This window comes from Nocardia sp. NPDC058658 (assembly GCF_042716665.1).
Lineage (GTDB): Bacteria > Actinomycetota > Actinomycetes > Mycobacteriales > Mycobacteriaceae > Nocardia.
On sequence record NZ_JBHXRR010000041.1, the window covers coordinates 1 to 21,250 of the forward strand.

At 63.2% G+C, this 21,250-nt stretch carries 17 protein-coding genes and 1 pseudogene; 1 reads left to right on the plus strand and 17 read right to left on the minus strand.

What is annotated here, in order from left to right:
* Nucleotides 1-159: 159 nt before the first annotated feature.
* The 17 genes and pseudogenes from ACFWUP_RS30680 to mvk form a co-directional block, all read right to left on the minus strand.
* On the minus strand, nucleotides 160-1,494 hold the full coding sequence (locus ACFWUP_RS30680) for an FAD-dependent oxidoreductase (RefSeq protein ID WP_379239476.1): 1,335 nt from the start codon (nucleotides 1,492-1,494) through the stop codon (nucleotides 160-162).
* Complete coding sequence (locus tag ACFWUP_RS30685; protein WP_379239477.1) at nucleotides 1,487-3,058, minus strand: phytoene desaturase family protein; 1,572 nt, start codon at nucleotides 3,056-3,058, stop codon at nucleotides 1,487-1,489. The genes ACFWUP_RS30680 and ACFWUP_RS30685 overlap by 8 nt, the downstream gene beginning before the upstream one ends.
* Entirely contained in the window at nucleotides 3,055-3,522 is a 468-nt protein-coding gene (locus ACFWUP_RS30690) for an SRPBCC family protein (protein ID WP_379239478.1), read from the minus strand. Before ACFWUP_RS30690 ends, ACFWUP_RS30685 begins: the two co-directional genes overlap by 4 nt.
* Nucleotides 3,523-3,537: 15 nt before the next feature.
* Nucleotides 3,538-4,857, minus strand: coding sequence for a protoporphyrinogen/coproporphyrinogen oxidase (locus ACFWUP_RS30695; RefSeq protein ID WP_379239479.1), 1,320 nt, complete (start codon nucleotides 4,855-4,857; stop codon nucleotides 3,538-3,540).
* The gene (locus ACFWUP_RS30700; protein ID WP_379239480.1) at nucleotides 4,854-6,299 is read right to left on the minus strand and encodes an NAD(P)/FAD-dependent oxidoreductase; all 1,446 of its coding nucleotides are present in this window, start codon (nucleotides 6,297-6,299) and stop codon (nucleotides 4,854-4,856) included. The genes ACFWUP_RS30695 and ACFWUP_RS30700 overlap by 4 nt, the downstream gene beginning before the upstream one ends.
* Complete coding sequence (locus tag ACFWUP_RS30705; protein ID WP_379239494.1) at nucleotides 6,251-6,511, minus strand: acyl carrier protein; 261 nt, start codon at nucleotides 6,509-6,511, stop codon at nucleotides 6,251-6,253. The genes ACFWUP_RS30700 and ACFWUP_RS30705 overlap by 49 nt, the downstream gene beginning before the upstream one ends.
* A gap of 20 nt (nucleotides 6,512-6,531) precedes the next feature.
* The gene (locus ACFWUP_RS30710; RefSeq protein WP_379239482.1) at nucleotides 6,532-8,067 is read right to left on the minus strand and encodes an amino acid adenylation domain-containing protein; all 1,536 of its coding nucleotides are present in this window, start codon (nucleotides 8,065-8,067) and stop codon (nucleotides 6,532-6,534) included.
* 8 nt (nucleotides 8,068-8,075) lie between these two features.
* Nucleotides 8,076-9,212 (minus strand): acyl-CoA dehydrogenase family protein, encoded by a 1,137-nt coding sequence (locus ACFWUP_RS30715; RefSeq protein ID WP_379239483.1) that lies wholly within the window; start codon nucleotides 9,210-9,212, stop codon nucleotides 8,076-8,078.
* Nucleotides 9,197-10,099, minus strand: coding sequence for a UbiA family prenyltransferase (locus ACFWUP_RS30720; protein ID WP_379239484.1), 903 nt, complete (start codon nucleotides 10,097-10,099; stop codon nucleotides 9,197-9,199). Before ACFWUP_RS30720 ends, ACFWUP_RS30715 begins: the two co-directional genes overlap by 16 nt.
* Nucleotides 10,100-10,158: 59 nt before the next feature.
* Nucleotides 10,159-11,439, minus strand: coding sequence for a protoporphyrinogen/coproporphyrinogen oxidase (locus tag ACFWUP_RS30725; protein WP_379239485.1), 1,281 nt, complete (start codon nucleotides 11,437-11,439; stop codon nucleotides 10,159-10,161).
* A complete protein-coding gene (locus ACFWUP_RS30730; protein ID WP_379239486.1) occupies nucleotides 11,436-12,242 on the minus strand; it encodes an alpha/beta fold hydrolase in 807 nt (268 codons plus the stop codon). The genes ACFWUP_RS30725 and ACFWUP_RS30730 overlap by 4 nt, the downstream gene beginning before the upstream one ends.
* A complete protein-coding gene (locus ACFWUP_RS30735) occupies nucleotides 12,239-13,975 on the minus strand; it encodes a cobalamin-dependent protein (RefSeq protein ID WP_379239487.1) in 1,737 nt (578 codons plus the stop codon). The genes ACFWUP_RS30730 and ACFWUP_RS30735 overlap by 4 nt, the downstream gene beginning before the upstream one ends.
* Nucleotides 13,976-14,016: 41 nt before the next feature.
* The gene (locus ACFWUP_RS30740) at nucleotides 14,017-16,518 is read right to left on the minus strand and encodes an ABC transporter permease (RefSeq protein WP_379239488.1); all 2,502 of its coding nucleotides are present in this window, start codon (nucleotides 16,516-16,518) and stop codon (nucleotides 14,017-14,019) included.
* On the minus strand, nucleotides 16,515-17,225 hold the full coding sequence (locus ACFWUP_RS30745; RefSeq protein ID WP_379239493.1) for an ABC transporter ATP-binding protein: 711 nt from the start codon (nucleotides 17,223-17,225) through the stop codon (nucleotides 16,515-16,517). The genes ACFWUP_RS30740 and ACFWUP_RS30745 overlap by 4 nt, the downstream gene beginning before the upstream one ends.
* A 439-nt stretch (nucleotides 17,226-17,664) precedes the next feature.
* The gene (locus tag ACFWUP_RS30750; RefSeq protein ID WP_379239490.1) at nucleotides 17,665-18,837 is read right to left on the minus strand and encodes a hydroxymethylglutaryl-CoA synthase; all 1,173 of its coding nucleotides are present in this window, start codon (nucleotides 18,835-18,837) and stop codon (nucleotides 17,665-17,667) included.
* Nucleotides 18,834-18,995, minus strand: a pseudogene (locus ACFWUP_RS30755) (hydroxymethylglutaryl-CoA reductase); the annotation flags it as partial. The gene ACFWUP_RS30750 and the pseudogene ACFWUP_RS30755, both read right to left, overlap by 4 nt.
* A 139-nt stretch (nucleotides 18,996-19,134) precedes the next feature.
* Entirely contained in the window at nucleotides 19,135-20,211 is a 1,077-nt protein-coding gene (mvk, locus tag ACFWUP_RS30760; protein WP_379239491.1) for a mevalonate kinase, read from the minus strand.
* A gap of 295 nt (nucleotides 20,212-20,506) precedes the next feature.
* Here mvk and ACFWUP_RS30765 point away from each other — a divergent pair.
* Nucleotides 20,507-21,250: polyprenyl synthetase family protein (locus tag ACFWUP_RS30765; protein ID WP_379239492.1), on the plus strand; the 744-nt coding region annotated here is incomplete at its 3' end.

A 21,250-nucleotide genomic window follows, 5' to 3' on the forward strand; every position in this document is an offset into this window, starting at 1 on the left:
ATAACTCGTCGTTGATGATCCACGGTGCTGCCACAGCGAAACATGCTGCACGACAGTTGGTTTGACCGCTACTCGACCGAACCTGTTAGGGGCTCATAGCCCAGACTGCTCGATGCCCTGGGTGGTGGCCGGCGATTTCGCGCTATTCGTACGCCTCCCCTACCGGACTGCCCCCATCCCAGCGAGTACACGGACGGCTGCGCGGCGGCCGGACCGGACAGCGCCCTCGGTGCTCGGTGAATTAAGCCAATCGCCCGCCAACTCGAGCCCGCTGGGCGCCGCGGCGAGGAACTGAGTTCGTACGGCCATCAATTGAGGCCCGAGTAGCGGCATCGCGGCATCCAGCCGGAGCACCCGCGTCCCGACTATCCCGTCGTCGACAGCAGAGAAGCAACGGCGCAGCCGGGTCAGCGCGATTTCTATGATGGTCTCGTCATCTGCTGCCAATAGTTCTCCGGAGAGGTCCGGTGTGAGTCCGAGATGCACACACGGCCCGGTTACACCTGTCATTCCGTGGTGCTTTATGTCCTCCTGGCTCAGCCAGGCGAGGCCGGTCAGCATATCTGCCCGAAATGCGACACCGTAGACATCTGGATACCCTGGCCGGGCGCCTTCGGCGTACTGCAGCACTACCTGCGCCTGTTGCGAAAAGGCCGCCGCACGAACGTAAGAATCCACCGGATCCGCGAAGGCAGGCAGGTCCATCCGAGCAAGGTGTGGTGCCGGGAGCGCCAGCACCACACCGGCAAACGGCCCGAATCGCGCGCTGCCCGACATCAGGTTGTAGCCGACGCGCGACCGCTCCACGGCGTCGATCGGTGTACCGGTCGTGACACCGAACCGCTCGGCGAGGACCTCGGCGACCGAACCCATTCCGCCGGCCAGGTAGAACATGTTCGCTCCGGGCGCGCCGCGCGCCGCCAAGAACTGGTTGAACAGCATCGCGGCGCCCGCATGGGTGGGCGGCATGGAGTAGATGCCCGTCGCGACAGTGTGCAACACCTCTGTCACGAAGGATGCTGGGTAGCGCTTCCGCAGTTCGTCGACGGTATAACGCGCTACTGGCGCGCGTTCGGGGTGGTCCACGTCGTAGCGTCCGAGGTGCGTCAGAATGTCGGACGCAAGGCGCAGCATTGCCCAGCGATCCCGCCAACTCAGCAATGGACCCGACAGCACCGCGGGTGGTGTCCGGCCGACCATCGTCGAGGCCCCGCCGTGCCACACCGCGAACGGATACTCGCCACCGAGTGGACGTAATCGCGGCAGCAATCCATGCCGGCCGAGCAACCGGAGTAGTTCGGTGTGAGCGTTGAGGTTCAGCACTTTGGCGCCGACGTCCACCGGGACCTGAAAGCCGGTCAGTGTCTTCATCCGTCCGCCGACCGCATCCGAGGCTTCGAAGATCTCGACATCTGCCGAAGCGTCGCGCAAGTATTCCGCGGCGGCGAGCCCGGCTATCCCAGCTCCGACCACCGCGATACGTCGACTAGGCAACCCTGGTCCTCCTGACTACTTTGGAACGCAGCAGCAAGGTCGCCACCGCCGAACCGCTCACCATCGCGGACACCACACCCGAACCGAAGACCACGTTTGCGCCGACCAGATATAGCCCACGGATACCAGTCACCGGCAAGGGCCGGTTCAGCATGAACTGATCGGGTGTCGAGCTGAGTCCGTATGGCGAACCGCCCGAGCTGCCGATAAACCGCTCGTGCGAGAACGGGGAACCATCTGTGGTGTGCACGATGCTCGAACGCAGGCCGGGGACAATAGACTCCGCCGCCGCCACGAGTTGATCGGAAACGGACTTTTTCGCAGCGAGATAACTTTCGCGCCGCCGATATCGGACGCCGGACGCTGGGCCTGCCGGCGCGCCCCAGAAACGTGGGTCGCCGGGTACTGGGCTCATCAACTGGATGCTGCTGCACCCGATGGGGGCCGAGTCCTGCGCCGAAGGATCTTTGAGATTCGCGCTGCAGAACAACACCTGCGGACGCTCGGGCATCCTACCCCGGTCGAGCGCTAGATACTGCGCCTCCAGATCGATATCGCCGATATCCAGAAAGTTCCGCGCTCCAAACCCTTCCGCGTGCAGGTCGCGATCGATCAGCAGGGAAAGTAAATACATCGGGTACGCCGTGTGTGCGCTCGCGGCGCGGCTGAATTGACCCGCGGTGGTTTGGTCCTGGCCCAGCAGTTCCAGCACCGTTCGCTTCCAATCCGCGTTCGACACCACTGTCGACACCCGCACGTCGTAGGAAGTGCCCTTTTCCCGGATCCGCAGTCCCTCCACCGAATGCCTGCGGACGAGGATGCGTTCAACCTCCGACAAAAGCCGGATCTGCCCTCCGTTGCGCTCGATGACATCCACCAGCGCATCGGTGATCGCGCCCGCGCCGCCGATCGGGTAATACGCACCGCGCCGAAAATGCGTAGCCGCGCCTGCGTGCAGTATCAGCGGTGTCCGCGAGGGCGGAAGCCCGTAATACGCGTTATACGCACTGAGTTGCGCGCGGAGATCGGGGGGGAAACCCAGGCGGTCGAACAACTCGGCAACAGTAGTATTCCGGTGCCGGAGCAGCCGAATCAACGCAGGTGCCGCCGTCGCCGGCGAGACGGTCACCGCGCCGCGCAACGATCCGCGCACCGCCTCGCCGATCGCACCGACGAGCCGGAAGTACTCGACCAGATCAGCCCGGTGGGCCGGCCACTGAGCGACCAGGCGTTCGCGGTATTCGGACCAATCACAGGGAATCGCCAACTCCCAGGTCGGGCCACGGACGATATCGAATCCCTGCGAGTCCAATCGCCGGAAGGTGACCTTCGCGCCCGCCGAATCGAGTATCCAGCGCACGATACCGTCGTCTTCGCATTCGCCGAGGTAGTGCAGGCCGACGTCGAAGCGGGCCGCACGACGGGAGTACGATGTTGCGTTTCCCCCTGGGATATGGGCTCTTTCGAAGAGCATCACCCGCTTCCCCGCGGCAGCAAGGAAAGCGGCCGCAGTCAACCCACCGAGTCCCGAGCCGATGATCCCTACATCGATATCATCCGTCATTCGGCCGGCCCGGTTTCGATCAGTATTTTCAGATCCTGAACCTCGCGTTCGATATCGCGTTGTAGCCATGCCCGCAGCGTCGGCTCTGCTATCCACCTCGCCGGTCCTTTGAAGGTGAACTGCTCGAAGTGCAGCACCGTTGTTCCACCGTCCGGCTGTGGTTCACACACAAAGCCACCGATGAAATGAACAAGCATATTCGTCCATTGACCACCTTCGCTCTCGAAGGTCAATGTCCGCCATGGAACCAATTCGACCGACTGCCACTCCGGTGGGGTCGGAATGCCGCGGATCCGACCCCGGTAGCGCGTGCGGGAGTGTGGCATGACCTCCGAGACCACGGGTGGGTGCAGCACTTTGGTGATTTTCGTGTCAGCCTGACGGTACAACTCCAGGTCGGACACAGATTCGAGAACTTCTCGTTGACCTGCATCGATGTGGATCGAAGCTTCTGCTCTGATCATCAGCTCACTTTCTGGTCAAGAATCCAAGAACCGCAGTACTTTTCTGGCCGCCAACGTTCCCGCCCGATAGGCACCCTCCAATCCACCGGTGGACAGATAGTCCCCCGCGACCGTGAGGCGTGCGTCCGGACCAGACAATTCGGCGGCGACCCGGCCTAGATGGCCCGGTGCGCATACCGCGGCAGCCGATCGCCAGCGGCGAACCGCCAGCAGCTGCGCGACCGGCGGCAGGTCGGGGCTCAACTCTCGCGCGCCTGTCCACGCGCGTGCGGCGATGACGTCATCGGACAACCCACATAGTTCGTCGAACAGTGCGGCGTCGAAATACACACTGACCACATCGACGCCGTCCGGCCACTCCCGGTTCGGCCACATTCGGCGGTTGGACGCGACCAGACGGATATCGATCGGGCCGTCTTCGGCGGGCACGAAAATACCGGTGGCAGTGGCCGGCAGGTCGCCGGTCAGGAACGCGACGTGCACCAGCCCGACGGTTTCGGTTCGATCGAGCACGACGCGAGTCTGTGCCGGAACGACGTCTTCAGGGAGGGATGCGATCAGACCGCGACTCGAGTCGACGCCGGCAGCGAGTACCACCGCGTCGAACTCCTCTTCGGAGAAGTCCGCCAACCGCACTGTCACCTTGCTGTCGAACCGCAGCGCTTCGACTCTGCTGTCCAGCCGAACGGCGACGTCCGCAACGATCTCCGAACAAATCCGACTCAGCCCGCGGGGGACCACCGAGTATCTGATCACAGGCGGGCCGTTGAGGTGGCCCACCGCCAATGCCTGACTGGTTCGATCGCAGGAAGCGAACAGAAAGGGCTCGAATACCGGCCGGAGCAAGCCGTGGTGGATTCGGGGGCTCAGTCGGTCCGCGGCCCAATCGCCCATCGTGCCGTGGTCCAATTCAGCGAGGCCGTGTACGTCGTAGCTCCCCTTGGACTGCCCGCGCAATCGCGCCATTTCGGCGACCAGCCGCATCCGATCGCGCAACGATAACCACGGCAGGCGCATCAGCGCGGCGGGCAGCTCGCCGGGTACGGTGACCCGTGTGCCTTCGCGGATATAGGTGATCGGCCGTTTGGTGTGCACCGGACGATCCGGCCACAGCACCCCTGCGGCGCGGTTGACGTCACGGTAGCTGTTCATCAGGAATACCGCGCCCATTTCCAGGACGTGACCGCCAGGCAGAGCAACCGAGTCGATCCGACCGCCCAGGCGGTCTCCGCCCTCGTAGAGGGTGACATCGACGCCGTCGGCAGCTAGTCCCCGCGCCGCGGCGGCGCCCGCCATACCGCCACCGACAACGGCGACGCGACGTTCTCCAGTCATGATCGGGTTCCGTTCCGCTGAGTCCGAACCGCACCGCGTCCAGAACCGGCCCTACCGACTCGGGCCTGTGCGATAAGGCAGGTCGCCACTGGCCGAAGCAGCGATCGGACACTCGCGGCCGCGCTGAGCAGACCCGCTGGACTGGCGGCGGCGCCGACAGCACCGGCGAGCAGCGGCCAGGAAAGCAATGACGAGGGCGCGGCACGGTGTGCGAGCACCAACCCGGTGACACGAGCGCGCAGGGCCGGATCCCGCGCGAGAAGACCAACCACCCGCTGTTCGAACAGTGGCAGCGTGCCGGCCCGCCCCTGCAGGTATGCGGCCCAGTACATCTGCATCGCGTCCGCATCCCGCCAGCGCCACCAGGCGCGCAAAGCGGTATCCAGTGGCCGTGGGCTCAGGCCGGACATCGCAATCCGCTGGGCCAATTCTTCCGCCTGCCGAAATGCGTCGCTGATTCCCTGGCCGAGAATCGGGTCCTTGAAATGCCCTGCATCACCCAGCAATACCCAGCCTTTACCGCTGGCGGCCCGAAAATATCCGGGATATCTCGTGGCCGAGCGTGGTGCGCCTAGGCGATCAGCTCCTTGGATCATCGAGGTGATTTCCGGGCTCGCGCTGATGTACTCCGCGAACGCGGCCTCGTTCCGACGCAACGCCGATACCTCGGCCACAGGGGGCGCCGCAATAACAGTGAGCAAACCGGAGTCCGACGGCCAGGCAAATACCATCCGGTCGCGATTGCGATGGAAATGCAGGCGAGCGGGGTGCTCTGGTCGGTAGTCCTGGTAATATGCCCATACCATGCCTCGCTGGTTCTCCGTTCGATAATATTCGCGGGCTCCGACTGCCCGTGCGACCGTGGAGCGGACGCCGTCGGCGCCGACCACGAGTCGTGCGGAAACCTCGGTCACCGTCGGCGTGCTCTGCTGCGTAAGCCGAGCACCGACCACTCGACCGTTCCGCAGGATGACATCCTCGAAATGGCAGGCCTCGATAATCCGGGCCCCCGCCTCCCGTGCGCCTGCCACCAGCTTCTCGTCGAGCTGATGACGCCGAACGCTATAGCCGCCCAGCGGGTCGTCCTCGGCGCGGACGAGATCGGAGCTCAGCTCGGCTCCGTCGATAGTCATACAGTAAGCCTGGTGTGCGGGAGCTCCCGTCGCGAGCACCGCGTCAAGAATGCCGCACCGCTGCAGCACGGAAGCGCCGCTGAGTTCGAACATGTGCGTAGACAGTCGGTCACTCGGAAATCTGGACTTGTCCACGACCAGCACATCCAAGCCTTGACGGGCAAGTAACAGTCCCAGTATCGCTCCCGCGCACCGCGCGCCGACGACGAGCACGTCAACCTGTTCGTGCCGGGCAAGCGCGGCGTCGGCTCGTCTCCCTGTCACCGGTCCGCTACCTGCTGTGCGGCCCGCACTAGACCCGCAATGCACCGCACAGTTTCGAAGTTGTCGGGCATCATGTCGGTGTCGGTGACCGTAATAGCGAATTCTCGCTCCAAGAAACCTACCAGGCCGATGATCGCCAGAGAGTCCAGCACACCGTTGTCCAGCAGGGGGTAGTCGAGCCGCCCTACGCCCGTTTGCGGCTGCCAACCCCGCCTATCGGCCAAGTATCCGACAATTTTACTCTCTACAACGTCCATCAAATCCTCCCGAAATGGTGTTACGCCTCGTCGCGCCGCGCGATCCCCCGCAACGAATGCCGGTCGATCTTTCCGTTCGACGTAGTTGGAAATTCGTCGACGATCGCCAATTCATCCGGGATCATGTACTGCGGCAGCATGTTTCGGACAGAACCGAGGATCTGCCGCGTAGTGAGCCCTGTGGCGCAGACGACGTAGGAGACAATGACCATCTGTCGGTCCGCAGTGGTCATTGCCAGGGTCACCGAGTCGTGGACGCCCGCAACGGATCGCAACGACAGATCGATCTCGGACAGTTCGATGCGAAACCCATTGCGCTTGATCTGGTCGTCGCGGCGCCCGAGGAATACCAACACCCCATCCCCGATTATGCGCACCTGATCACCGGTCCGATAACAAGGCGATTCAGCACCCGCGGGGGTACTCAGACAGCGCCTGGTCGACACAGGATCGTTGAGATACCCGCTCATGACCGTGGCGCCACCGACGTAGAGTTCACCCTCGGTGGCGGGTCTGCCCGCGTCATCGATAACGAACACCGAGTCGCCGGTGATCGCGGTCCCGATGGGAACCGACGGCAATCGCTGGTCCAACTGGTCGGTGACGGCAAACGACGTGCACACATTCGTTTCGGTCGGGCCGTACCAGTTGTAGAGGCGGCAGCCGGGCAGCGCCGCGGTGAGCTCGTTCGCCGCGGCCACCGACATAGGCTCACCCGCGAAGACGATCAGACGTAGCGAGCGCAACCGGTCCCGTGACAGTCGACCACTACGCAGCAGGGCCACCAGGGCTGTCGGCACCGTATACAGCACGCTGACATCGGCCTCGGCAAGGAAGTCCGCGAACATGCGGGGAAAGATTTTCACCGAGTTCGGAACAGGGATCAAGCTCGCGCCGACCCACGCGGTACCGAAGACGTCGAAGACTGATAGATCGAAATGCAGCGGCGCAAAACCTGCCACCCGGTCTGCGGGCTCCAATTCAGTTGTGCGCGTTGCCCAATCAACGAAAGCCCGCGCGGAAGCATGCGTATGTACGACCCCTTTGGGCACGCCGGTCGAACCCGAGGTGTGCAGAACGTAGGCGCGGTCGGTGTGAGTATCAGCGAACCACTGGCGCGCGATATTGTCCGCCGCGAAGGTGATGAGCCGAGTCCGCGTGCCATCGATCACCACGCCCCACCGAACGGCCGCACCGAACTGTGCGCCCCGGCGCATCGCTTCCAGGTCGGACAGAGTGCCCACAACGGTGCGGACTCCCGCACGCTCCATGATCTGCCGATTCCGTTCCGATGGCTGCCCAGGATCCAGCGGCAGGTAGTAGTGGCCGGCTCGCAGAATTCCCCAGAGCCCGGCCAGCACATCAGCGCTGGACGGTCCGGCGAGGGCTACGACGTGGCCCGCCGGGCAATCGATCCGGCCGAGTTCATCGGCCACGCGCTGGGCGAGTTCACCGAGTTCGTGGTAACTCGTTCCCGCCTTTCCCCGATCCTGCACCGCCAGGCGATTCGGCGCGTGCAGGCGCTCTGTCAGCATGCCGTCGAGTCGCTCGATCATGGCGTCACCTAGGCCAATCCGAGTGCGGCGGCGATGAGATTTCGCTGGATCTCCGAGGTCCCGGAATAGATGCGGGCAGCGAGGGCGGCTTGCACGTTCTGACCTACCCCGCCAGACCGCAGATATCCGGCCGACCCGTGGAGTTGAACAGCGTCGGTCCCGTTCTGCAACGCCGCTTCGGAGATGTAAACTTTGGCGATCGAAGCAGCCGCGGATGTGACCGCGGCGGATTCGAAATCCGCGGCGGCCCAGTAGCCGAGCAGCCTGGCTGCCTGATAGCGCACCTGCATATCAGCGACGCGGTGAGAGACCGCCTGGAAATCGGCGAGGGAGCAGCCGTACTGTCGTCTGAGCCGAACGTGCGCCAGGCACATCTCGATCTCACGCCGCATCCGTCCAACGGTCCCCGCTGAGATGAACGTTCGCTCGGCACGCATCGCCGCACCGAACACCACGGAACCGCGCCCGTGCCCGCCGAGTACTTGATTGGCCGACACCGGGGTGTTGTCGAAGACGACCTCACCGACCGGGGCTGCTTCCATACCGATCGTGTCCAGCCGATTTCCAGCACTTACGCCAGGGTGGTTTCGTTCGACCACGACAACCGTGTGCCCCCGCGACCCGTGCGTTCGGGCGACGACCACGAACAGATCCGCTTCCGGGGCATTGGTGACGAAGGTCTTCACGCCGTTCAGCCGATACCCAGCGCTGTCGGGAGTGAGCGTCGTGGTGATCGCCGCGATGTCTGACCCAGCACCGGGTTCAGTCGCCGCGTGCGCGCCTTTCAGGCTGCCATCGATCAGTCCGGGCAGCCAACGGGCTCGCTGCGAGTCGGAGCCGAATCGGGCTACCGGATGAGTAACAGCCCACATATGCGCTTGCAGCGCGAACAGCAAGCCAGGTGCGACACCGGCCTCCCCCATCGCCTCCAGCAACGCGAACACGGTGATCGGGTCGGCATCGGCGCCGCCGTACTCGGACGGGAAGGGCAGGCCGAGGACGCCGAAATCGGCGCAGTCCCGCCATAGCTGGACGCTCATCAAGTGGTGCTCCGCGCCGCCGAATGGTTCGACCAGCTTCTTCGCCGAGAACTTGCGCGCCGCTTCCCGCAGGTCGCGCTGATCCGCCGTCAGTTCGAATTCCATGCCAACCCCCCGGTTACCAGGAACGAGCCGAGGACCGCGAGCCCGAGATAGCGCAATGCCCGAAATCCCAGCCCCCGAGCACGCAACCAGTCGTCCCGGGCGACCGCACGCAACTGCATGATCTGTAGACAGAGCGCCGGAAGCGCAAAGAGCACAAGGACGGCCGGCGCCAGGCCGAACGCGACTATGACGAACAGGTAGACGATGCCTTGCCCGATCAATACGAGGACGAACCACCGATTCACGGCCGGTGAGGTCAGTACGGCGACCGTGCGCCGACCGGCTTGACGATCACCGGAGGCATCGTTGGTCGAACCGCAAACACTCACCTGGAGAATGCTCGTTCCGAGCAACCAGCCAATAGCCAGCGCAGTGATGGAGAATTTCCCACTGAGGACCGCGTTGGTCAATACTGTCGAACTTGCCATTGTCACAGCGAGCACCAACTCACCGCCGCCCGGTAACCGGTAGCTGAAGGCGAAGCCGAAACTGTACTGAATCGCAAGCGCAGCCATCACCGCAGTCGCGAAAACAAGCCACAGCGGCCTGAAATCCACCACGACGGCGATGGCCAGCCCGACTACTACAGCGACAAACCCTGCACCCGTGGCGAATACGAGAGCTTGGCGCTCACTGAGGTTGCCCTCGATGAGGGGTTTGCGTTCGCGGCGGCGTTCGCGGCCGGGTGCGTAGTTGATGTCGTCGGTCCCGTCCCGATACCCCTTGACGTCGTCGAGTGCCTGCGCGACGAAACCCACCGAAACGAGGCAGACAAGGCACATCAGTGCCAGCGTGGCAGTGCGGGCTTCGAACAGCATTTCGCGCGGTTGCAATACCCAAGCAGCCGGAACACCGAGCCACAGTTCGGGCGCGTCGGTCTTGGCCAACCGCAGATAGTCACGTAAAGACCCGCGTCGGCCCATATCCCGGGTGCCCTCATTCGTCCTCATGAAGAACTCCTACCAACCCACTCGGCGACTCGATCAGCGGCGGATACCGCAGACCGCACGGCGCCCTCAGAGCACGGAATAGATGTCCAATCGCCCGCGAACTCCACCGGTCCGTGCGGACGTGACTGAAATGACGTGAACAGGGGCTGCGCGTCGGCGCGCGCTTCCGGTAACCCGTGCGGAAAGTAATGCGGACGAGTCCGGACCACCGATTCGAGGAGGCCGGGGAAATACTCGGCGGCGCGGGCGAGCAGTGTGTCGTGGGCAAGTTCGGGATCGTCGGCGAAGGACGCGCCGAAGGCGCCGGTGGCCGCGAGCCGGACCACTTGGGCGTTGACCGGCGTTCGGCCCGGCTTGGCGGATTCGAACGCCGCCCACCCCAGGACCGGCTCGTCAACCGAGGGAAACGTCACCCCGTAGACCCCCGGGGGCGGCATCGGGCGATCGAGATACGCATCGACGCAGGCGACTTTCGTATAGGTTGCCGCCGCCACGAAAGGATGCACGTCGCATCCAGCGGTCAGCCGAACGGCGATCGGCGCGGGAACAGCCAGCACGCAGGCCGGCGCCGGGTGCATGACACCGTCCTGGGTGACGACGGCGACCCCGGCGCCATCGGGTCGGACCTCACGCACCGCGGCTCCCAACCGAACATCGGTGCGCCGAGCCAGTTCCCGCGCGAGGGTGTCCATGCCATCCCGATAGGTGCGCAGCCTGATCCGGCCGCGGGCGGCTCCGAGTATGCGCAACACCATCCCCGCCGAGGACTGCTCCACATCCCACCCGAACAGCCCCCGAATCGCTGGTTCTACCCCGTAATTCAACAGTTCTTCCGCAGCGCGGCCGCCCACTTCGCGGACCATATCGGCGACGGTGACCTGGTCGAAGCGCGCCGGGCGCAGGACCGCCGGTGCCAGCCGCACCGACCCGAGTTTCGTCGACGTGCTCAACCCGGTGAACATGGGCGCTCCGAACAACGACGACGGCGCGACATGGATGCGCCCAGCACGCCACACCCCAGCCGTCGGCGTCCGCAGCGATACGACCTCCGTACGCAGTCCGAGTTCGGTGAGCAGCGACCAGGTGGCGCGATAACCGTCGAGCAGACCGTCCGCACCGGAGTCGACGCTGAAGCCGTTCGACCGCAACGTGGCCATCCGCCCGCCGACGACGTCCGTCGCCTCGAAGACCGCTGCGGGGACTCGTCTTTCGGCCAGTCGGTATGCGGTTGCCAGCCCCGCGATACCGGCGCCGATCACGATCACAGGTTTGGTCATATCGGCCTCGCGAAGTCCGCGGAGGGCAGTGGATTCGGTTCTCCCGCGGCGGCCAGGTGCCGCAGCAGGACCTGGTCGAATTCGACTTCGACCAGATGCGGCGAGTGACCTGCCCCGGGGATTCGCACGCACGGCGCGGACAATTCCCGGGCGATTCGCTCGCATACAGCGGTGAAGGCAGCGCTCCAGGCGCCACAGACGACGAGCGCCGACACCCGTCCGCGAAGACCGGCGAAATCTATGGGGTACGTCCAGGGCAGTACCGATTCCATCACCTTCGTCCGCAGAAGCGACCATTCGGGCGTAGCGAAGTCGGCGCCCTGGCCACCGAAAAGGGCACTCAGTGTGCCAGCTGGAATCGGCCCGGCCGTCACAGTTCCGAATAGGGCATCGGCCTCGCGTAGAACCGCCTGGACCTCCGGTTCGTCCGCCGCGACCTGAAAAAGGGGCGGTTCGATCAAGGTCACGCTACGAACGAGATCTGGTGCGGCCGCCGTAGCCAACGCAGCGACTACCGCACCGTGCGAATGTCCGATCAGGTGAACCGGTTCGCTGAGCGCAGCGCACAGGTCATCGGCATCGCGGCGAGCATCGATACGCAGTGCCGAGCGCTGCCCGTAGCCGGCGCGGGTCAGCACCGACAACGTGTAGCGGTCCCGCAACCTGCGTTGCGAAAGCCAAGCCAACGGGCCGATCGGTGCGTCACCGTGGACGAGGACGACCTGCTCGCCCGTTCCGCCCCAACTGGCGACATATGGTGTCTCGGCGTCCGTGACAAATCCGTGGCCGTCTGATCTCTTCATGAGCCTAGCCTCGTCAACTCATCGACAAGGTGCTGCGGGACCGTATTATCGTCGAACCAGCGGCCGCCGAAAGGCCGCGGCACAGGAATGATCTGGTCACTGGAGTAGGCGAGGATCCGGCGGTTGTACGCGGCGATCTCACTGCGCAAGTCGGCGGGCAACTTTCCGTCCATTTCCAGCGCAGATTCCATCTCGCCGAGCAATTCCTGTGTCTGAGCGATAGTCACCAGGATGGACTCGCAGATACTCGTGGGCAGCATTCCGTACTCGCCTTTGATCTCCACTAGCCGCGATATCGCCTCGTAGGAGACATCCTGTAGCTCACGACGACTCAGCCATTCCGTCTCGTAGTTGAGTCGCCGGTGCCACAGTGGCTCGACCATGGCAGCGCGGTGGTCGGCCAGGGTCCGGTGGAAGATCCGGTATCCATGACGCTCCGGCTGCTCGAAAAACCGGGAGCCGGGGTCGAGGAAGGGCACCATCGGACAGACGAGCGGAATCACCGCGGGGTCACCGTCGAACCGCTTGATCAAGCGGCGACAGTACTCGATGGTGTCGAGCACCGACTGACGATCCTGGTACGGCATGCCGATGAAGAACCAGACCATGATGCCGCGCACTCCTGAATCAAGTGCGCGAGGAATCCATTCCTCCATCTGGGCCATGTCATAGGTGCCACGTCCGGCGGCCTTGCTGATGCGTGGATCGTGCGATTCAGGCGACAACATGATGTAGGAGTTCGTCGCACGCCCCATTTTCGCAAGCGTGTCTGCCGGCGTCAGGTTGAACTGCTCGAAATAGACGCTCTTATAGCCCAATTCTTCGACCGCGTCCAAGTATTCGTGCATGCGGGTCCGACCCTCGGAGTAACACTGCAACGCGTAGATTGATGTTTGCCGGGCCGCCTCCCCCATCGTACGCAGCTCGTCGATGATTCGGGAATTGTCCTTCTGTATCAGTGTTCGTTTCACTTCCATGACGTTCTGGTACGCGAAGCGAGAGCCACCACACCAGCCACAGTCGTGCGCACAGCCCGTATTGGGAAGAGTCATGATCAGCTTGGTCACCGACGGCGCGGACGGGCGACCTTCCTTATAGAAACTCCAGTCATTAGTCGCGTCGTTGTAGTTTTCCGCAGGTTTGTGACTAAACCCCGTCCGCACTACCTCACCGCGATCTTTGTACAGCAAATTGGGTATGCCTCGAAAGTCCCGCACACCCTTCTTGACTGCTGCGACCAGTTGCCGCACCGGGTCCAGCGTGTCATACCCCTGCACGACAACATCGACGCTCGGATAACCGATCAACTCTTCGGCGTACACGGTTGCCGATATGCCTCCGAAGATGGTGAGCGCATCTGGTTTTATGCGCTTGAGTGCCGCAGCTAGTTCGATCGAACCGTGGCATTGCGGCATCCAATGCAGGTCGAATCCGAAAACGTCGGCGTCAAGCCTCGAGAGTAGGCCTTCGACGTCGATCTCAGGATGCATCAGCATCAGCGACGCGACATTGACGATTTCGACGTCGAGATCATACTCGCGAAGATGCTGCCTTATCGAAAACCAGCCGATCGGATACATTTCGTAGATCGACGTTACATTGACACTATCGCTGTCACTGAGATAGGCGAACAACATATCGTCGCGTTCTCGAAAGTCATAGACGCTCGGCGCGTGCACCAAGAACAGATCTGCTGCCAGATTAATGGAACCAGACGACTTATTCACTAACATGTTCCTATCGATACCTACACAAGACAGGGGGGCTTCCGCGTCTACTCGGCTTCTATGGCCTCGATGATATTGAGATGGGCGGCACGAATTGCGGGCGCCACTGCGCCCGCGAGCGTCAGCAGTAGTGCAAGAAAAGCGAAGATCACAATCAATGGTGTGACACCATATGCGACATCCAACCCGATTACCTCGGAAAGTACGAACGAATTCAGGTATTGAACTACGACACCGATTAGCAGCCCGGCAAGCGCACCGACAATGGCGATTCCCCCGGCCTCGGTCAAGATCATGTGGACAAGGAACCGACGACTACCGCCCAATGCACGTAGTACACCCAGTTCACGCCGCCGCTCCAGCACCGACAGTGTCAGTGTGTTCAGCAGCGCGATGGCGGCGACGATGCCGACGATCCAGGTAATCGCGGTGGTCAGGATGGCAGCCTGCTCCACGGCGTTGCCCACTCCCTCGACGGCCGCCGCGCCGGAGTAGACGTATATCCCGCTCGGCATCGCGGCACGGACTGCCGCTTCGACCTGGGCGGTGTGCGCGCCCGGTTGAGTGTGCACCTCCAGGTATGTGGAGCCGGGCCGATCGAACCATTCGCTCATCAGCGGCAGCCCAATAGCCACTGCCCCCGCCAACCCGGAGAAGTAGGGCACTACGGCTAGTACCCGAGGATGGCGCACACCGTGTGGCGTACGCAGTTCCAATTCGTCGCCCGCACCCACACCGAGCGCCTGGCTGAGATCGCGAGAGATCGCGACCCCGGCACCGGCGTGGATCTGTGCTCGCGCATCCGCATTGATCGAATCGAACAGCGACTGATTCGTCTCCGGACCGAACGCCTGCAACATCACCCTGGCACCGCCGACCGTGGCGAATCCGATCTGCCCTTCCTCGACAGCGGCTACGCCCGGCACCTCCGCTACCCGGCGACTGATGTCGGAAGACATCGTCGGGGCGGTCGCGATCACATCCGCCGGCTGTGAACTGACCCAGATCTCAGATCGAGCAAGCGAGGCGAAATAGTCGGTGGCCGAATCGAGACCATTTTTATTGGACCCGGACACTGAGACGATCATTGCAACAGCAATCGCGACGGTCATCGCTGTCGCCCAGGATCGCTTCTGCGAGCGCAGGATGGAGGTAGCTCCGAGCACACCAGGTATGCCGAATACGGCCGCCATCCACGCCGCCGCAGCGACGATCTGCGGCCGGAGCGCAAAGCAGAGGCAGATCGCGGCGATGAAGGCCAATCCGACCGCGGCGACAGACGCCCGCCCGGACACGCCGCGCGCGATCGCTATCACCGCGCCGATCCCGGCCGCGGCAAGAATCAGAGCACCAAGCCGCGGCAAGCAGCGCCCCCGGTCGGCCCCCGGCGATCCTTGCGGCGCCAACGCCTCGATCGGCGCCACCCGATAGACATCGCGCGCGGCGAGAGCTGCCGCGGCCAAGCAGGCAATCACGCTCAACGCCAGAGCGACCGGAATCGCGTAGGCGGGCAGTACATACGTCATTTTGGTCTCGACCGATTGCAATACCGCCGGTGGCAGGTTGGCGATTGCGACCCGCCCCGCGACGACGCCGAGTGCCGAGCCGACAATCGCGCCCACAAGTCCGAGCAGTGCTGCCTCGACCACCAGATCTCGGACGATGGCCCGCCCGCTCCCGCCTATCGCACGCAATGTCGAAATCACCCGATACCGCTGCGACACCGCCATATTCATAACCGTGTAGATCAGGAAAGCCGCGACCACCAGTGCCACAGCCGCTGCCATCATCGTCGAGTACCGCAGGATCATAATTCCGCTGCCGGCTTGCGCCGCACGCAAGCTCGGCTCCGCCACCACGGCCCGTCCATCAACGATATCCTCGATCGCGGTTCGAACCTCGGCGTGGTCGGCACCGTCGACGTATCCGATCAGGACCGAGTCCAGACGCTGCGCGCGATCGGCAATCCGTTGCGCGGTAGGAATAGTCGTCACAACGACTTCACCGCTATTGAGCCCGCGTACGGCGTCGCCATCGATCACCGCGACGACAGTGACCTCAACCCCCGCGACGTCGAAGGATGAGCCCTCCGGTCGCCCGAGGGTCGCGCCGACGACAACCCCGTTCGGCGTAGTCAACAGCTTCGTAGCATTACCGAGCTGGTCGCGCACCGACCGTTCGAGGTCACTCCGCAACCTGGTCACGGTTTGATCGACCCCCAGCAGAAGAATTCGATCGGAGCCGGACCCGAGCGTGGTCCGCACCATCGGCACCGCGAAGTCCACGCCCGGTACCTCGTCCACTTCCGCCCGGAGTGATTGATCGAAACCCCCATCGGTGACTCCGGATATCTCGAGCTGCGCACCACCCCCGATGCTCGTGGCGAGCCGATCGACTGATCCGGTGACGGATCCGGTGATACCGAACACTGCCACCATCAACGCCGCCGACACCGCCACCACGCCGACCGTGACCAGGACCCGCAGTGGATGCGTGCGCAATTCCCGCAGGTTGAACACCTTTAGTCGATCAGCCGCCACACCGATCACTCGGAGCCACCTTGTGCAGCCGTGCTCAGCTCAATCGAACACAGCTTGCCATCACGCAACGTGATCCTCCGGTCAGTGAATCCGGCGGCGGCAACGTCATGCGTCACCATCACGACCGATCGGCTTTGCCCCTCGTCGTGTGCGATATCTCGAAGCAATTCCAGAATTTCGGCTCCAGCACGTGAGTCCAGATTCCCGGTCGGCTCATCGGCGAGGATCAACGGCGGATTCATCATCAGCGCCCTCGCCACTGCTACACGCTGCATCTGGCCGCCGGATAGCTCAGCGGGACGGTGTTCTGTACGGTGTCCCATCCCTACCAGCTCGAGTAGTTCGAGTGCCCGAGTTCTCGCCGCGGCCAATCGATGGCCAGCGAAAAGCTGCGGCACGGCAACGTTCTCCCACGCGGTCATCGTTGGAAGAAGATTGAAGAACTGAAATACGAAGCCAACACTTCGCAGTCTGAACTTCGCCCGTTCTTCTTCGCTCAGACTGCCGATCTCCCGGTCATTGAACCGGATCGATCCCGATCCGACGGTATCAAGAGCACCCAACAAGTGCAGGAAAGTACTCTTTCCGGCACCGGAGGGACCCATAACGGATACAAACTCTCCTCCATGTATCGTCACGGATACATGATCGAGCGCTCGGACCCGCTGGTTGCCTATGCTGTATTCCCGAACAACATCGGCAACTTCGACGATCAATTGGAATGGCTCCGTCGACACGAAATCACCTCGCTCACCACCGGACGATCCGTCATGTTGATCAGATCGTAGCACTTCGTTCCGACCTCACACTGTGATTGCAGCAGATCACTCGACGAACACACCTAGCAATAAATTGCCATACTCCGAATCCTGGCTATGTGCTATTATTATGCGGCAATTCGCACAGGCAAAAGAATTGCCCAGCTTCGGTTGACCTATAATATGCAAAGCCCAATCGTCCCAAACTATGAGTCCCTCAATCGCTGGACCCAAGAGTCCAACTCGAAGAATTCCTTCGTGGCGTGGTCGCGGCACGCATGCAGCAGGCGCCGATGAATCAGATTTCGAGATCCTCGAAGTGGGCCTGTACAACAACATATAGGCACCGATGCCAATCGGCCGCGAGCCGAATTCATGCTTGCTTGCAGGCGCGACCTCAGCTGGCTTCGTAGATGCGCTTGTGCCCCGACATCGCCGCCAGCCGGAACGGGCGCCGGGTCTCCTCGGCCATCGCGTGGTAGGCGCCGTCGCTGGGCAGTACCGCCTCGTGCAGGGCGCGGTAGTGGTCGTAGTCGATCAGTTCGCGCGAGCTGATCGCGGCCTGGTTCGCCTCGGTGCGCAGGTGCTCGCGGTAGCCGGGTACCACGGTGCCGCTGAAGAACTCGGCCACGCTGCCGGAGCCGTAGCTGATCATCGCGAGGGGCTTGCCGGTGAGGTCGTCGGTGTGGTCGAGCAGCGAGGCCAGCCCAAGATACAGCGAGGCGGTGTAGCTGTTGCCGACGGTGCGGTTGTAGGTGGTGGTCGCCCCGATGACGGCCTCGATATCGGCGGCCTCGGCGGTGCGGCCCTGACTTTCCAGCAGGTGCCGGTGCGCCTTGTAGGCCATCTTGGTGAAGGGCTGGTGGTAGCAGAACGCGGCGAACTCACCGAGCTCGCGACCGCCCTGGCGGCGGTAGTCGCTCCATGCCTCCTGCGCGGCCTTCTGATAGGCGTTCACCGAGGTCTTGCCGTCGACGATGGCCTCGGACCGGTAGTTCGGGCGCCAGAAATCCATGATGTCGGCGCTGTAGAGCCCCGAGATCGGGTCGAGCTCGAGGATCGCCGGGTTCGCGGTGACCAGCATCGCGACCGCCGCCGCACCCTGGGTCGGCTCACCCGGGGTGCCGAGTTCGTACTTGGCGATATCGGCCGCGATCACCAGCACCCGCTGCGACGGGTCACGCGCGATCAGACCGGCGGCGAACGCCAACCCGGCCGTGCCGCCGTAGCAGGCCTGCTTGAGCTCGACCACGCGCGCCGCGTTGGGCAGCCCGATCAGCGAATGCAGGTACAGGGCAGCGGCTTTGGACTGGTCGACACCGGTCTCGGTGGCCAGCAACACGGTGCGGATGTTGTCGGTGCTGTGGCGTTCCAGGATCGGCTTGGCGGCCGCGGCGGCGATGGTGACGATGTCCTCGTCGGCGGCGGCCACGCTCATTCGTTCCTGACCGATACCGAGGTAGAACTTGTCGCGGTCCACCCCGAGTCGCTCGGCGAGGACGGCGTGATCGAGGGCGTAATGGGTGGTGGCGAACGAAAGGTCGTGGATACCGACCGGCGTTGTGGTCATCGTTGTGTCCCGTTGCTCGTGGTTGACCGCTCGAATTGGGTATGGGCACGCATCAATTCACCGCGATTGGTCTGCGCAGCCATCAGCGACAGCTCACCGCACAGCACCGCAGCCGCGATGACCACCGCCCGCTCGTCGCGTCGTGCCTCCGCACGCACCAGGTCCAGCGACGTTGTGTTGCCGGCGGTACGACACCAGTCGCCGGTGGCACGCAGGTATCTCCTCGCCTCACTTTCCCGCGGCTGTCACGGAATCCTGAAATAGGTCCCTTGCAGGGGAAGACGGGTATGGCGGCAGTCATTGGCGACCGCCATGTCCGAGCGTCGAGGCGGGCCAGGTAGACAAATGCCTGCCACGAGTGTCAACCGTCCATGTTCGCAAGGCATCGACTCGACGGAGTGCGCGGCTCACAGCGCCCGCAGTGGCTGTCGAGGTAAGAGCGACAACGCAGCCACCCATACCCGCACCGGTGAGCTTTGCGCCGAAGGCCCCCGCGCCCAACGCGGTAGAGACGAGGAGATCGATACTCGGGGTACTGACTCCGAGCGAGACGAGTATTCTCTGAAAGTCAGACATGGTATGACCCAAGGACTCGGCATCCCCGGCGGCGAGATCGTTGGCGGCGACGTGGACCAGGCCGGACGCATGATCGACCAGGCGCTGAATGAACACGGGATCACGGTCAGCGAGACGACTGACACCGGTCACCGCCCGCTCGGTGACGCCCGGCATCCCGGTGTCCGCGATCACCAGGGCGGCGTCGAGCTCCGTCGTGACAGCCCTAGCGGCGCCCTGGTAGAACCAGATCGGTCCGGTCGCAAGAACTGCCCTGGCATCGACGCCACTTGCGCGACCGTGTGCGATTTGCTCGCCGCACTGCACGAAATCATAGAGAGCTGCCGTATCCAGTCGCCGACCATAGAGGTCCGCGACGGCGCGCACCGCGGCGCTGGTGATTGCTGCGCTGGACCCCAGTCCGCGAGCGAAGGGAATATCGCAGTCCACAGTGATTCTGACTGGGTGAGCGCCAAGGCCCCATTGCCGCAAGGCTTCCTCCACCGCGACCCGCGGCCCCGAAGGCGAGAACTTCGTGTCGGCGAGTCCCGCTACGAACCCGAAGGATTTGTCCGAGGTGACGTCGGAATCGGTATCGGGAAGGTATGGGCGTGCGACTGCCCGTACCGGCATAGCAGGCAACGGAATCGCGATCGCGGGGGCGCCGTGCACAACAGTGTGTTCGCCGATGAGGATAGCCTTGCCGTGCGCGTGTCCGATTCCAGTGGCCTCGCCGGTACCCACGAATGCATGTCCAATTCGTTCCGAAATATTACGTATGTAATCGACAGATATGTGACGATTCAATAACTCCTGCATTGTCGAACCTCACATCAACCGACCCTAGCCCAAGTCCGCCGTGACCGGAAGGTGACGGTCAGCAATCACGCCTAGCAATCTATTGCCATAACGGGGAGTGGGCCCACGGTTCTGCAGCAACGTACCATGACAGCAGGCTTGCCGTGCTGATCCAGACAGTCGTATTCCGCGGCGAAGCTGAGACGAAGGGGTGTGCACAGTGGGGGGCAGCAGTCAACCGGCGGTGCCGATCCGACGCCGATATCGTACGAATCTTTCCGGTCAAGTAGGCGTTGCAAAGCAGAGGTGAAGCGTAATGAACAACAGTCGCAAAAGGCACCGCGCGCTTGGCGCGACAGAGACCTTGTTCGAAGATGCGGAACTCGCGTCGGCGGTGACTCGCGGCATGGAGGCAGCGGAAGCAATTCTCAATGACAGACTTTCACGCGGGCACGACCTCATGCTCGCTCCCGCACGGTATCTGTCCGACGCCGGCGGCAAGCGCTTCCGACCGCTGTTCACGATCCTCGCCGCGCAGCTCGGGCCGAAGCCCTCAAACGACGAAGTTCCCGTCGCCGCAGCCGTCGTGGAGCTGATCCACCTAGCATCGCTATACCACGACGACGTAATGGATGAATCGGGACTTCGAAGAAATGCGCCGAGCGCGAACGCTCTGTGGGGCAATAATTTGGCTATTCTTACCGGCGATTACGTCTTCGCGCACGCCTCGCGATTGTGCGCGGATCTCGGCGCCGATGCAGTGGCCGTCATTGCCGATACCTTCAGCGAACTGATTGCCGGACAAGCACGTGAGACGTTGGGCCCGCGGCCCGGGCAAGATCCTGTGCAGCACTATCTCCAGGTCATTCGGGAGAAGACGGCCGCGCTGATCGCCACCTCGGGCCGTTTCGGTGCAATGTTCTCTGGAGCCGAACCCGAGCAAGTCGAACGAATGTGGCGCTTAGTACTGCAACGGCACTCACGGATCGTCAGTCGAGCGGATGACCACGGCGGCGGTAATGCGAGAGCCGAGCCTGATACTGACGTCGCCGCCGCCACC